Raw genomic sequence first — 12890 nt, 5'->3', positions numbered from 1 at the left:
GAAAGATACGAGTGATGAAAAAATTGCGATCCCGCGTGACCACCGACGGCCTCGACCGTGCCCCGCACCGCGCCTTCATGCGCGCCATGGGTCTCGACGACGAGGCGATCGCGAGGCCGATGATCGGCGTCGTATCGATGAAGGGCGAGCAGACGCCCTGCAACATGACCCACGACTTTCAGGTCGATGCTGCCAAGACCGGCATTTCCGAAGCCGGCGGCACGCCGCGCGAGTTCTCGACCATCTCCGTCTCCGACGCCATCAGCATGAACCACGAGGGCATGAAGTTCTCGCTGCTCTCGCGCGAGATCATTGCCGACTCCATCGAGGCCGTAATGCACGGCCTCGCTTATGATGCGCTGATCGGCTTTGGCGGCTGCGACAAGACGCTGCCCGGCGTCATCATGGGCATGGTCCGCTGCAACGTACCGTCGATCTTCATCTATGGCGGCAGCTCGCTGCCGGGACTGCACAAAGGCAAGACGCTGACCGCGCTGGATTCCTATGAGGCCGTCGGCGCCTTCATGACCGGCGATATCGACAAGCAGGAGCTGGACGCCATCGAACGCGCGTGTCTGCCGACCATCGGCGCCTGCGCCGGCCAGTTCACCGCCAATACCATGGCGATGGTCTCCGAAGCGCTGGGCATCACCATGCCCAATGTCTCGATGATCCCCGGCGTCTATGCGGAGCGCGCACAATTCGCCCGGCGCGCCGGACGTCTGGTGATGGACATGCTGCGCAACAATGGCCCGCTACCGCGCGATATCGTCACACGCAAGTCGCTGGAGAACGGCGCCGCCATCGTCGCTGCCACCGGCGGCTCGACCAATGCCGCACTTCATCTGCCGGCCATCGCCAATGAGGCCGGCATCAAATTCACTATCGACGATGTCGGTGAGGTGTTCGCCCGCACGCCGCTGATCGGCAACCTGCGGCCCGGTGGCAAATATGTCGCCAAGGATGTCCATGACATCGGCGGCACGGCGGTCGTCATTCGTGCACTGGTCGAGAGCGGCCATATCGATGGCTCCTGCATCACCATCACCGGCCGAACCATCGCGGAAGAATACGGCAACGCCAACAAGGCCGATGGCGAGATCATCTACAGTTCATCGAAGCCGATCCAGCCGGATGGCGGCGTCGCGGTGCTGAAGGGCAATCTGTCGCCCGATGGCGCGGTGATCAAGGTCGCCGGCCTGAAGAAGACGGTGTTCGAGGGCACGGCGCGCGTGTTCGAGGATGAAGAGAGCTGCGTCGCCGCCGTGAAGGATCGCAGCTACAAGGAAGGCGACGTGCTGATCATCCGCAACGAGGGTCCGGTCGGCGGCCCCGGTATGCGCGAGATGCTCGGAGTCACCGCGCTCATCTACGGCCAAGGCATGGGCGAGAAGGTCGCGCTGATCACCGACGGCCGCTTCTCCGGCGCAACGCGCGGCATGTGCATCGGCTATGTCTCGCCGGAGGCCTATATCGGCGGTCCACTCGCGCTGGTGCGCGATGGTGATCCGATCCGCATCGATGCCCCGGCGAAGCGGTTGGATTTGATGATCAGTGAGGCGGAGTTTGCGGCGCGCAAGGCCGCATGGACCCAGCGCCCGCCGCGGCACCGCGCCGGTGCGCTGGCGAAATATGCCAGGCTCGTGGGCCAGGCACCGGGCGGCGCCGTCACCCATGATGGCGGCGCGGAATGGCCGTGGTTCGAGTGAGTGGTGGTTTGAGGAAGTAATCGTAGGAATAAGTCATCTTGGCGCCGGCAGTGCGCTCCTTCTCCCCGCGCAGAGCGGGGAGAAGGAAGAATGCGCGGCGCGTGGATTACTCTGCCGTTGCGGCGCGCAGCTCATCCGCCGTCGCGTGCTTCAATCCAACCGCCTCGATCGCGCGTCGCGCGGCGGCAACCAGATCCTGATTGCCCTTGGCGCGGCAGCCATCCGGCAACAACTCGTTGTTCTCGAAGCCGACGCGGATATGGCCGCCGAGCAATGCGGCCGCGGTGACGCAGGCGGTCTCCTGCGCACCGAAGGCGCAGACGCTCCAATGCTCGAATTTTGGCGCAGCACCATCCACGAACGGCAACAGATCGGCCGGGCTTGATGTCTGCCCCGCCGTATAACGGCCGAGCACGAACAGCACCGGCAGCTTCTCGAACGGCACCAGCCCGCGCTTGCGAAACTCGGCCAGCCTGATGGCATCCTGCGCATCGTAGAGAATGATCTGCGGCGTCACGCGCTCGCGCTTCATCCAGCCGAGAAGATCGGCGAAGGCCTGCTCCTCGCCGGCATCGGGCACCAGTTCGCGCAGCGCCAGCGACGCCGCTTCCGGCTTCACCGCCTGCACCACGGCGCGCTGCTGCGCGGGCGTGTATTTGCCGAGCGCCTCGGAGGTGATCTGGATCACGAGCCTGTCGCCAACTGCGCTGCGGATGGCCGCGATGGCGTCCCGATAGGCCGCCGCATCGAGCAGATGACTGCCATCGGGATTGCGGACATGAGCATGGATCATGGCCGCACCTGCCTCACAGCAATGCGCGGCCGCCACCGCCAGCTCCGCCGGCGTCAGCGGCACGGCGGGATGGTCGGCCTTGACCTTGCGGCCGCCGTTGGGGGCGACCGCAATGGCAACGGGTGACATCGCTTACGGAATCGCTGCGATGACGGCGATCTCGACCTTGATGGCAGGGTCGGCGAGCTTCGACTCGACGCAGGCGCGTGCCGGACCGACGTCGGGCACCCACGCATCCCAGATCGTGTTCATGGCATCGCGATCGTTGATATTCGGCAGCCAGACGGTGGCGCTGAGGATGTTGTTCTTGTCGGTGCCGGCTTCCTTGAGGAGCGCGTCGATCTTGTCGAGCACCTGCTTGGTCTGCGTCTTGACGTCGCCGCTATATTCATCGGGAACCTGACCGGCGAGATAGACGGTGTTGCCATGGATGGAAGCCTGGCTGAGACGCTTGCCGGGACCGAGACGCTTGATCATGCAGAAGTCTTTCATTGCTGGAACGTGGAAACGCGCGAACCTTCCCCGCTCAGGGAACGTGCGTCAAGGGTGTCCGCAGTCCGGCAAACGAGAGCTGCTCTATTCCGCGGCGCGGGCCCGCTTCACCGCATCGTCCATCAGCGCCTTTGGTGCCGGCAGCCGCAACCGGCGGCCATGCTGCAGATATAACAGCGCGACACGCTTCGGATCGGACAGGTTCCAGATTTCGACCGCGGGCAGCCGCCCCACCAGCGTCACCGGCGGCCGATGCGCGATGACATGGGACAGGATCGCGGATTTCGGCCCCTTCCTGAATTTCCGGCGTGCTTTTCGCGCGGCATTCTCATTGGCCGCCAGCCAACGGATCCTGGGTCCGCGACGACGGTTCAGAAGCCATGAAAAGATTCGCAAAATGAATGGCATACGGCTTTTCTTTTTGCCCGATTGCAGCGACGCCGGCGCGCTTGCGCTGTCCTGTCTTAGACCGGTTCATCGACAGGGGTAAAGCGGCGCGATCAAGGCGAAACGTCGCGATGTCAGGGACTGAGACATTCCCCGCGAAATGCCCATTTTCCCAGGGAACGACGCATCCCCCAGGATATACGCGACCGGCGAATCAGGAATAGACCTGCGCCATGTCCGTTCCCGCCGGCGCCTCGCGTCAATCGAAAAATCAGCCAGACGCGTTCCAGACCTCGGACGCACTTTCCGTGCTGCATTCGGTGTTCGGCCTGCCGGGGTTTCGCGGTGCGCAGGAAGATATTGTTCGCCACGTGACCGATGGCGGCAATTGCCTGGTGCTGATGCCGACCGGCGGCGGCAAGTCCCTGTGTTATCAGTTGCCATCCCTGCTGCGCCCGGGCTGCGGTATCGTCGTGTCGCCCCTGATCGCGCTGATGCGCGACCAGGTCGCTGGCCTCCTCGAAGCGGGCGTCAAGGCGGCGGTGCTGAATTCCACGCTCTCCTGGGACGAAGCCAACGAGGTCGAGCGGCAATTGCTCGCCGGCGAACTCGACCTTCTCTATGTCGCGCCGGAGCGGCTGGTCACACCGCGCTGCCTCGCAATGCTCGGCCGTGCCCGGATCGCCCTCTTTGCCATTGATGAGGCGCATTGCGTGGCGCAATGGGGCCACGACTTCCGGCCCGAATATATCGGCCTCTCGGTCATCGCCGAACGGTTCCCGAACGTTCCGCGCATCGCGCTGACGGCCACCGCCGACGATCTGACCCGGCAGGAGATCGTGCAGCGGCTGGGTCTCGACGACGCCCCGAATTTCGTGGCGAGTTTCGACAGGCCCAACATCAAATACGAAATCGTCGACAAGACCAACGCGCAGAAGCAGTTGCAGGCTTTCATCAGCGACCGGCATTCCGGCGAAGCCGGCGTGGTCTATTGCCTGTCGCGCGCCAAGGTCGAGGACACCGCAGCCGCATTGAACAAGGCGGGCATTCTCGCATTGCCCTATCACGCCGGTCTCGACGCGCGCCTGCGCGAGACCAATCAGGACCGCTTCATCAATGAAGACGGTGTGGTGATCGTCGCCACCGTCGCCTTCGGCATGGGCATCGACAAGCCCGACGTGCGTTTCGTCTGCCATCTTGATCTGCCGAAGAGCATCGAGGCCTATTATCAGGAGACCGGCCGCGCCGGCCGCGACGGCAAGCCGTCCAATGCCTGGATGGCCTATGGCCTGTCCGACATCGTGCAGCAGCGCCGCATGATCGACGAGTCCACCGGCTCCGAGACCTTCAAGCGCGTGTCCATCGGCAAGCTCGATGCGCTGGTCGGCCTCGCCGAGACCGTCGATTGCCGGCGCACGCGGCTGCTGGGTTACTTCGGCGAAGAGACCACCGGCACGCGCTGCGGCAATTGCGATAATTGCCTGACGCCGCCCAAGGTCTGGAACGGCAGCGTCGCCGCGCAGAAGCTCTTGTCCTGCGCCTATCGTACGGGGCAGAAATTCGGTGCCATGCATCTGGTGGACGTGCTGATCGGCCGCCTCACCGACAAGGTCAAGCAATTCGGCCACGACAAGCTCTCGGTCTTCGGCATCGGCGGCGAGCTCACCGAGAAGCAATGGCGTGCGGTGATGCGGCAACTGGTGGCGCGCGGCTTTCTCTATGCGGATGCGGACGCGTTCAATGCGCTGAAGCTCACCGAAGAAGCGCGCGGTGTGCTGAAGGGCGAGATCGAGCTGATGTTCCGCGAGGAAACCGGCGGCACCGGCCGTGCCCCGCGCAGCAAATCCCGCCGCGGTGATCTCGCGGCACCGCGCAGCGACAATGCCAATCCCGATCTGCTCGCCGTGCTGCGCGCCTGGCGCTCCGAAGTGGCGAAGAAGCGCAACGTGCCCGCCTATGTCGTGCTGCACGACGCCACCATCGACGGCATCGCAAGCGCGCATCCCACAACGCTCGACCAGCTTCGCGAAATCCCGGGGATCGGCGACAAGAAGCTGGAACATTACGGCGCGGAGATTCTCGCTCTGGTGAATGCGACGCCGGGACAATAGCAGCGGTTCTGCGCCCGGAGCACGAACGTCTCCAGCATCAAAAGGTCAATGGGCTCGGTCCAATTCGGGCGATCAAAGCCACCGATGTCTATCGGGCAGGCTTGTAACCCTTGATGACGGCCCCCGACTTCTTCAGGGCCGCCACAAGTTCTGCCCCGGTCATCAATGCCGTCGTCTGGCTGGACTTGATGGCGCCACCGGCCGCGATCGCAACGGCGATGGCCGCCATGCTCTCGATATCCGGCACATCGGCGATCAGCATCACGTCATATTCGCCGAGGCAATACCAACCACCGATCAATTGTCCTCCGACTACCTCCGTCGTCTGCCGTCCAACAGATTCAACGCGGTTTTGTGGATTCTTCATTTGCGCGGCCCATGATTCCGGCGTGTAGGCAGCCTGATACATATAGAGCGGCATGTTCGAACTCCGTCAGTCGAGATGGTCCTGACCTTTCACCGGAAGAAGAGCGCGAGCTTCGCCTTTTTCACGGCACGGCCCAACGTTATTCGCGCGATGATACCGGCGGCGATCTGCATGGTGGCGCCGATTGCCCAGCTCACGCAGATGATGCCAGCCGTGCGGGCACCCATTGTTTCGCCCAGAATGATACTGGAGACTGACGTGATAGCCGTCACCGACGTTATGAAAGTACCGGCCGCAGTGAGCAGCTCCACCATATCCGCACTGTTGCCCAGCCCGCGCCATTGCGGCAGACGCGTGCGGTAATCCGGAGGAATCTGGGGCAGATCGATCCCGAGATAGAAGCCGACAGCTCCGTAAATGATCATGGCGAGCACGGCTTCACCCGAACCAATGAGGTCGATGAAGCGACTGGCCTCGGCAACGAACAACCCGCAGGCAGCCCCGAGCAAAGCGAGTCCGATCCGTTCGAGGACGTGCGCCAACCTGCTGAGGGGCGAGCGGCTGTGCCATGATGTGCTGGGCTTGATGATCATTCTGATCCTCGTCTGCCCATGATCTTCACGGGGGGAGTTTTTAGGTCCGTCCTCCACAATGACAAGCAGCAGTGCTTACCTAAATTGAGCGGGGCTGACCGCCGGTGCTACGGTGAGTTGAAAACATGTGTTCGCATTCTCGCGGCGCTTGCGCGTCCGAGTTTTGCGCATTCCTTCCCGCCCCCTTGTGAGAGGGCGTGCGGAACGCCGGGTGCCCGATGCACCCCTGGGCCTGATGCCGATGCGGTCTTCCGCAAGGATATGCATCAGGACTTTCGGAAAGCACGGGCGACTGCCCGACGTTCCGCCTGCGGTGTTTTGTCGACTTGCCGATGCTTGCCCAAGCAACCGATCAAGGTCACCCTTGTTTGGCCCTGCGCGACAGGGCCGGGGGAGCGCAGCTCTTGGGCCGGACGCGTTTCGAATCTGGTCGTCCGTCACTTGATCCGCGGGCCCGTTCCATCCGAAGGCAAGCCGTGCGCCTGTCCCAGTGGTATCCTGACCACAGGCGATGCGGCCTGCCCGCAGACAGCCGGTACCCCACACATCCCGTGACGCCGCATCTCCGGCGTCCACCGCATCCCGCCCCGCAATCGTGACGATCGCGATCGCCCCTCTCGGTGGGGCGGGACGAAGGGGAAAATAATCAAGATGGGGATGTTGTCAATAGAGATAGGAAAAAATGTTTGAGGCAATCCCGGCCACACGCGTCATTCCCCGGCCTCGAACAATAGGGGTGACGCAGTACCGCCGACCGACCTGAAACGCTCTGCTCGTACGTATCCGGTTACGCGACGAAACAAATCTCCGCATCCACGAAACAATTTTCTACATGGACGCCATCGGCTGGAAACCGGCCGGGACTACACGTCCACGCAACAGGTAGCCGCGTAGACGGCAGGAGGCCGCCATGAACCACTCGATCCACAGCGCAGACCGCAGCACGCATCTGAAGATCGTCGTTGTCGCCCTGGTTGCCGGCATCGCGGTTGCAGCTTTCGGCATCGCCGCCCGCACGGGCACCAGCGACGGCACCCAGACGGCCCGGATCATCAAGGCCGGCCAGCCGACCGCGCTCACCAGCTCGAACACCACGGCGGTCCGCTGATTGTCGCATCAGGACACCGGAACGATTTGACGTAAATCAGCGTGATGCGCAGGTGATCCCGAGATCAGCGGGACTCGCCGGCGATCCCGGCGCACCGCGCGTTTCAACCTCTGCACCCTCGACAGCCCCTCTGCCCTGCCATAGTAAATCTGCAGGCGTATCGACGCGCCCGAAGATACAGGACAGACCGTTGACTGTGACACATGAGGCGCCGGGTGCAGGCGAAGCCGGCAGCACCATTCGTCAGGCTTCCGCGACAGAGACCCCGACTGCAACCGACGCGATCGTCAGATCCTATGCCGGCAAGTCGATGCCGATCGATCACCTGCGGACCTTCGTCACGCCCGAGATGAATTTCGCGACCCGCACCATCAAGGCGGGCGCGCCGGTGCGGCCACTGATCTATAGCAAGCACACGCTGCCTGACTTTCCGATCGTCTCCAATGGCGCGAGTTACGACATCTACGACTATGTCTCGCGCAACCGCGTCGCCGGAATTCTGGTGATGAAGGACGACGAGGTTCTGCTCGAACATTACGATCTCGGTATTGAGGCATCGACACGCTGGCTGTCGATGTCGATGGCGAAATCTTTCAGCACCACACTGATCGGCGCTGCCATCCAGGACGGGTACATCAAGAGCGTCGACGATCCGCTGGTGACTTATCTTCCCGAATTTTCCGGCACCGCCTTCGAGGGGGTCAGCGTGAAAACGCTGATGCAGATGACGTCAGGCGTGCGCTGGAGCGACGACCAGACCGACGCGCAGTCCGAACGCCGCAAGATGCTCGAATTGCAGGTGGCCCAGCAGCCCGGCGCCATCATGCGCTACATGGCGGAGCGTCCGCGCGCCGCGGCGCCCGGCACGCAATGGTGCTACTCGACCGGAGACACCCATGTGGTCGGCGCGCTGGTGAAGGCCGCCACCGGCAAATGGCTGAGCGATTATCTCTCCGAGAAGATCTGGTCGAAGCTCGGCATGGAAGCTGATGGATGCTGGTGGCTGGAAGCCCCTGATGGCCTCGAGGTCGCCGGCAGCGGCCTGTTCGCCACCCTGCGCGACTATGCACGCTTCGGCCGTTTCATTCTCGACGACGGCGTGATTGATGGAGAGCGCGTGCTGCCGGAAGGCTGGATGCGTGCGGCCGGCGCCGCGCGTGAGATCAACGGCCAGCGCGTCGATTACGGCTATATGTGGTGGATCGTACCGGGCGCGGACGGCTCGCTCGATGACGGCGCTTTCACCGCACGCGGGATCTTCGGGCAGATGCTCTATATCAACCCGAAGCATCGCGTGATCTGCGCGGTGCTGAGCGCGCGGTCGAAGCCACCGACGATGGTGAACCCGGCGGTGGCGGACAATGCGTTCTTCAATGCACTGGTGAAGGCGCTGGCGTAGTTTTCAGCGCGTAGGATGGGGAGAGCGCAGGCGCACAGCGCCGAAGCGAAACCCATCAACTGTCGCGCAGGGAGTCGATGGGTTTCGCTGCGCTCTACCCATCCTACGGCTAATGGAAATCCGCCGGCGTCAGTTCGATCGGCTGGCCATGCGGCGTGCGATCGGCGGCGTGATCCCACGCATCACGATAGCGATGCAGCGCATCCGCCGTCGTCACGCCCTTCTCGGCGATCAGATTTTCCAGCGTCGCCAGCCAGTGTCGGTAATAGGTCTCGCCGGTGTCGGCATCGCCACCGGCCTGGGCGCGCTTGATCTCGGCAGCCAGCGCCGCAGCCCATTCCGGCCAGGTGAACACGCCGCGCTCATGCAGCGTCACGGCCATGGCAAAGGCCTGGGCCTCCCACGGCTCGCGAAACACCGGACCCTCGGCGTCACGGGGGATGCTCGGGATTTCGACCGTCGCACGGGTTGCAGCTTGAGTATTGGTCGTCATCACATCGACTCCGGACATTCGGAGAATCCTACACCGACGCGCGCCTCACGCAAATGTCGCTGCGTGACGCGCATGGCAGGTGTCCAATTCCTGTCCTGCGAGAAAAATTCCAGCATAAAGCGCGATATGCCGCACGTTGCCCCGTCTGCAGGCTCACACTGCACAATCTGCGATCTTGCTCCGCTGATTATTTCTGGCGTACCCGTCGCTGCAATCGATTCCGTGAATAAAAGGTAGAGTAGCAATGGAAAAGCCGAGCCTCATCCTGACCGGAGGACGCGTGTTCTGTGGTCTCAACGAAGGTTTCGTCGGAGCCATCGCGATCGCATCGGGACGCGTACTGGCCACGGGCAGCGCAGCGACCATCGCCGAGCTTGCCGGCCCGGAGACGCGCATCATCGAACTCGCCGGCCGCACCGCCATCCCGGGCCTGAACGATGCGCATATGCATCTGCTGCCGCTCGGCCTGACCATGACCGAAATCAACCTGCGGCCGGAGACCGGTGCCAACAGCATCGGCGAGATCCTGCGCCGCGTCGCCGAACAGGCCAGGACCGCCAAGCCCGGCGAATGGATCAATGGCCGCGGCTACGACCATTACGAACTCGCGGAAAAGCGCCACCCCACTGCCGAAGAGCTCGATCAGGTTGCACCGAACAATCCGGTCTATCTCAAGCGCACCTGTGGCCATGTCGCCGTGATCAACACCCAGGCGATGCGCGCGGCCGGCATCGGCCACAACACGCCGCAGCCCGATGGCGGCATGATCGAGCGCCGCGACAACAAGCTCACCGGCCTGCTCGCGGAACGCGCGCTGCGCCTGATCGTCGATGCCGCTCCGAAGCCGGGCGCCGAGCGCCTGCGCGACGCGATCGACCGCGCCGGCCGCTTCATGCTGTCGCAGGGCTTCACCAGCGTGATGGACGCCGCCGTCGGCATGTCCGCAGGCATGGACGAGATCGATGCCTATGAGCATCTCGCGAAATCGAACGCGCTGCCGATCCGCACCTGGGTCTGCATCTATGGCAATACCGACGGCATCGGCGATCAGGCACATGCCGCGGGTTATCGCTTCGGGCGCGAGGTCGGCATGCTGCGCTACGGCGCGATGAAAGTGTTCGGCGACGGCAGCGCCGGCGGCCTCACCGCCGCGATGAGCGAGCCGTATCTGGTCGGCGATCCCGATAACCGCGGCATCTTCTGCTACACCGACAAGGAAATGCACGACTATCTCGCGCATTATCACAATCTCGGCTACCAGCTCGCCATCCACGCCATCGGCGACGCCGCCATCGAGCAGGTGCTGTCAGGGATCGAGAAAGCCTCGACGGCGGAGAAGCCGATCCTCGGCCGCCGCCATCGCATCGAACATTGCGGCTTCCTCAGCGACGGCCAGATCGCACGCATGGCTGCATCGGGCATCGATCCGGTGCCGCAGCCGGTCTTCATGTATGAATTCGGCGATCTCTACATCACCAATCTCGGCCAGGCCCGCACCGACGTCGCCTATCCCATGCGCAAGTGGTTCGACGCAGGTCTGCATCCGGCAGCAAGCTCGGATGCGCCGGTCTCCACCACCGATCCGTTCAAGAACCTGTTCACGATGACGACGCGCATGTCCAACCGACATACATTGCTGGGCGAAGGGCAGAAGCTGTCGATGGCAGAAGCCATCCACGCCTACACCTATTTCGGGGCGTATACGCAATTCGCCGAAGAGCGTGTCGGCCGCCTTGTGCCGGGCCAGCTCGCGGATATCGCCGTGCTCAGCCACGACGTCTTCAGCTGCGCGCCCGATGAGGTCGAGACGGACACCCGCTGCGACCTCACCATTCTGGGTGGCGACGTCGTCTTCGACAGGCTCGGTCAGATCGCGGTCGCAGCCGAATAAGGAGCGCGCGAGATGCTGCGCCGTGCAATCGTGCGGATCTCGACATCGAGCTGAAGCGCCAAACGCATAGGGGGAATATCGCCATGACGATCACGGTCATCCGCAATGCCGACTATGTCGTGGCATGGGACGCTGCGCAGAACAGCCACACCTATGTCACCGGCGGTGACGTGGCTTTCGACGGCGGCAGGATCGTCTTTGCCGGCCGCAGCTATCAGGGCGAGGCTGATGAGACCATCGACGGCCGCGGCTTCATGGTCATGCCCGGCCTGGTCGATATCCACTCACACCCGTCCAGCGAACCGCTCAACAAGGGGTTCCTCGACGAGATCGGCTCGCCAGGGCTCTATAATTCATCGCTCTACGAATACATGCCGATCCTGCGCCCGGATCCGGAGGGCGTGCCGGATTGCGTCCGCGTCGCCTATTCGGAACTGCTGCTTTCCGGCGTGACCACCGTCGCCGATCTTTCGATTGCACATCCGCAATGGCTCGATCTCGCCGCCGAGAGCGGATTGCGCGTCTGCCTCGCGCCGATGTTCCGCTCGGCGCGCTGGTTCACGCCGAACGGCACGCTGGTCGACTACGAATGGAACGAGAAGGCCGGCGAGGACGCCATGCTGCATGCCTTCTCCGTCATCGACGCAGCGGAGGCGCATCCGTCAGGCCGTCTCTCCGGCATGATGTGCCCGGCGCAGATCGACACCTGTACGCCCGCTCTGATGCGCGACAGCTATGCCGAAGCCAAACGCCGCGGCATTCCGTGGCAGACCCATGCCGGCCAGTCGGTGTCGGAATTCCATGAGATCGTCCGCCGTCATGGCGTGACGCCGATCCAGTGGCTCGGCGAACTCGGCGTGCTCGGCCCGACAACGCTGGTCGGCCACGCCATCTTCGTCGACGATCACCCACTGACGCCGTGGCACACGCGGCGCGATCTCGCGCTGCTGCAGGAGACCGGGACGACCGTCGCGCATTGCCCGACCGTATTCATGCGCCGCGGCATCGCGCTGCGCGACGCCGGCCGCTATCGGGCTGCCGGCATCGCCGTGGCGATCGGCACCGACACCTATCCGCACAACATGATCGAGGAAATGCGCAACGTGACCATGACCTCGCGGCTCATGGCCGGGCATCCGCGCGGACTGAATTCGACCGGTCTGTTTGAGGCTGCCACCACGGTCGGCGCGAAGGCGCTCGGCCGCGACGACATCGGCAAACTCGAAGCCGGCTGCAAGGCAGACCTCGTGATGGTCGACGTCACCCATCCGATGATGCAGCCACATCGCGACCCTATCCGCAGCATGATCTATGCGGCCGCCGAGCGCGCGGTCCGCCATGTCTATGGGCGCGATCGGCTGGCGGAGAGAGTGGGATTCGAACCCACGGTACGGTTTCCCGCACACACGCTTTCCAAGCGTGCGCCTTAAGCCACTCGGCCATCTCTCCGGCGCGCCTTCTCATGACGGGCCGGAGCGAGATTTGCAAGGGACCGCCGGGTTGCCCGGGCGGTTTTTCTCAAATTATTGAAGGATATAGGGAATTCG

Annotated in this window: 12 protein-coding genes, 1 tRNA gene and 1 pseudogene; 6 read left to right on the top strand and 8 right to left on the bottom strand. The window is 63.5% G+C overall.

Annotated elements, in window-relative coordinates:
* Positions 1–14: 14 nt before the first annotated feature.
* Positions 15–1709 carry a dihydroxy-acid dehydratase gene (gene ilvD / locus AC1RLZ_RS11130; RefSeq protein WP_493188646.1) on the top strand — a complete coding sequence of 565 codons (1695 nt, stop codon included), beginning with the start codon at positions 15–17 and terminating at the stop codon, positions 1707–1709.
* A gap of 106 nt (positions 1710–1815) precedes the next feature.
* On the opposite strand, the gene AC1RLZ_RS11125 is transcribed toward ilvD, so the two are convergent.
* From AC1RLZ_RS11125 to AC1RLZ_RS11115, 3 genes are all read right to left on the bottom strand, one after another.
* The gene (locus AC1RLZ_RS11125) at positions 1816–2631 is read right to left on the bottom strand and encodes a beta-keto acid cleavage family enzyme (RefSeq protein WP_493188645.1); all 816 of its coding nucleotides are present in this window, start codon (positions 2629–2631) and stop codon (positions 1816–1818) included.
* A 3-nt stretch (positions 2632–2634) separates the two neighbouring features.
* Positions 2635–2979, bottom strand: a complete 345-nt coding sequence (locus AC1RLZ_RS11120) for a RidA family protein (RefSeq protein WP_493188644.1) — start codon at positions 2977–2979, stop codon at positions 2635–2637.
* A gap of 99 nt (positions 2980–3078) precedes the next feature.
* Entirely contained in the window at positions 3079–3402 is a 324-nt protein-coding gene (locus AC1RLZ_RS11115) for a hypothetical protein (protein WP_371423209.1), read from the bottom strand.
* A gap of 212 nt (positions 3403–3614) precedes the next feature.
* Here AC1RLZ_RS11115 and recQ point away from each other — a divergent pair, with 212 nt between their 5' ends.
* The gene (gene recQ, locus AC1RLZ_RS11110; RefSeq protein ID WP_493188643.1) at positions 3615–5492 is read left to right on the top strand and encodes a DNA helicase RecQ; all 1878 of its coding nucleotides are present in this window, start codon (positions 3615–3617) and stop codon (positions 5490–5492) included.
* A gap of 88 nt (positions 5493–5580) precedes the next feature.
* On the opposite strand, the gene AC1RLZ_RS11105 is transcribed toward recQ, so the two are convergent.
* Positions 5581–5913 (bottom strand): GYD domain-containing protein, encoded by a 333-nt coding sequence (locus AC1RLZ_RS11105; RefSeq protein ID WP_371423207.1) that lies wholly within the window; start codon positions 5911–5913, stop codon positions 5581–5583.
* Positions 5914–5948: 35 nt separating this feature from the next.
* The gene (locus AC1RLZ_RS11100; RefSeq protein WP_493188642.1) at positions 5949–6452 is read right to left on the bottom strand and encodes a hypothetical protein; all 504 of its coding nucleotides are present in this window, start codon (positions 6450–6452) and stop codon (positions 5949–5951) included.
* A gap of 910 nt (positions 6453–7362) precedes the next feature.
* On the opposite strand from AC1RLZ_RS11100, the gene AC1RLZ_RS11095 reads away from it, so the two are divergent.
* Both AC1RLZ_RS11095 and AC1RLZ_RS11090 read left to right on the top strand, forming a co-directional pair.
* Positions 7363–7560, top strand: a complete 198-nt coding sequence (locus AC1RLZ_RS11095) for a hypothetical protein (RefSeq protein ID WP_371423944.1) — start codon at positions 7363–7365, stop codon at positions 7558–7560.
* Between the two features lie 196 nt (positions 7561–7756).
* Entirely contained in the window at positions 7757–8959 is a 1203-nt protein-coding gene (locus tag AC1RLZ_RS11090) for a serine hydrolase domain-containing protein (protein WP_493188696.1), read from the top strand.
* A gap of 109 nt (positions 8960–9068) precedes the next feature.
* Here the strand turns inward: AC1RLZ_RS11090 and AC1RLZ_RS11085 are convergent, their stop codons facing one another.
* On the bottom strand, positions 9069–9452 hold the full coding sequence (locus AC1RLZ_RS11085) for a nitrile hydratase accessory protein (protein ID WP_493188695.1): 384 nt from the start codon (positions 9450–9452) through the stop codon (positions 9069–9071).
* Positions 9453–9696: 244 nt separating this feature from the next.
* On the opposite strand from AC1RLZ_RS11085, the gene AC1RLZ_RS11080 reads away from it, so the two are divergent.
* Entirely contained in the window at positions 9697–11343 is a 1647-nt protein-coding gene (locus AC1RLZ_RS11080; protein ID WP_493188641.1) for an amidohydrolase, read from the top strand.
* On the opposite strand, the gene AC1RLZ_RS11075 is transcribed toward AC1RLZ_RS11080, so the two are convergent.
* A complete protein-coding gene (locus AC1RLZ_RS11075) occupies positions 11319–11627 on the bottom strand; it encodes a hypothetical protein (protein WP_493188640.1) in 309 nt (102 codons plus the stop codon). The genes AC1RLZ_RS11080 and AC1RLZ_RS11075 overlap by 25 nt on opposite strands.
* Between AC1RLZ_RS11075 and AC1RLZ_RS11070 the strand changes: the two are divergent.
* Positions 11598–12623, top strand: a pseudogene (locus tag AC1RLZ_RS11070) (amidohydrolase family protein); the annotation flags it as partial. The gene AC1RLZ_RS11075 and the pseudogene AC1RLZ_RS11070 overlap by 30 nt on opposite strands.
* Positions 12624–12702: 79 nt before the next feature.
* Here AC1RLZ_RS11070 and AC1RLZ_RS11065 read toward each other — a convergent pair.
* A tRNA-Ser gene (locus AC1RLZ_RS11065) sits at positions 12703–12792 on the bottom strand.
* Between the last annotated feature and the right edge of the window lie 98 nt (positions 12793–12890).

The sequence above is a fragment of the Tardiphaga sp. GW822-FHT04G09 genome (assembly GCF_058800725.1).
The sequence above is the reverse complement of the archived record's forward strand: the minus strand, read 5'-3'. Positions and strand labels throughout refer to the sequence as shown.

Bases quoted from the DNA above. Each gene is read 5' to 3' on its own strand.
- ilvD (WP_493188646.1), top strand. From the start codon at position 15: ATGAAAAAATTGCGATCCCGCGTGACCACCGACGGCCTCGACCGTGCC.
- AC1RLZ_RS11125 (WP_493188645.1), bottom strand. From the start codon at position 2,631: ATGTCACCCGTTGCCATTGCGGTCGCCCCCAACGGCGGCCGCAAGGTC.
- AC1RLZ_RS11120 (WP_493188644.1), bottom strand. From the start codon at position 2,979: ATGATCAAGCGTCTCGGTCCCGGCAAGCGTCTCAGCCAGGCTTCCATC.
- AC1RLZ_RS11115 (WP_371423209.1), bottom strand. From the start codon at position 3,402: ATGCCATTCATTTTGCGAATCTTTTCATGGCTTCTGAACCGTCGTCGC.
- recQ (WP_493188643.1), top strand. From the start codon at position 3,615: ATGTCCGTTCCCGCCGGCGCCTCGCGTCAATCGAAAAATCAGCCAGAC.
- AC1RLZ_RS11105 (WP_371423207.1), bottom strand. From the start codon at position 5,913: ATGCCGCTCTATATGTATCAGGCTGCCTACACGCCGGAATCATGGGCC.
- AC1RLZ_RS11100 (WP_493188642.1), bottom strand. From the start codon at position 6,452: ATGATCATCAAGCCCAGCACATCATGGCACAGCCGCTCGCCCCTCAGC.
- AC1RLZ_RS11095 (WP_371423944.1), top strand. From the start codon at position 7,363: ATGAACCACTCGATCCACAGCGCAGACCGCAGCACGCATCTGAAGATC.
- AC1RLZ_RS11085 (WP_493188695.1), bottom strand. From the start codon at position 9,452: ATGACGACCAATACTCAAGCTGCAACCCGTGCGACGGTCGAAATCCCG.
- AC1RLZ_RS11080 (WP_493188641.1), top strand. From the start codon at position 9,697: ATGGAAAAGCCGAGCCTCATCCTGACCGGAGGACGCGTGTTCTGTGGT.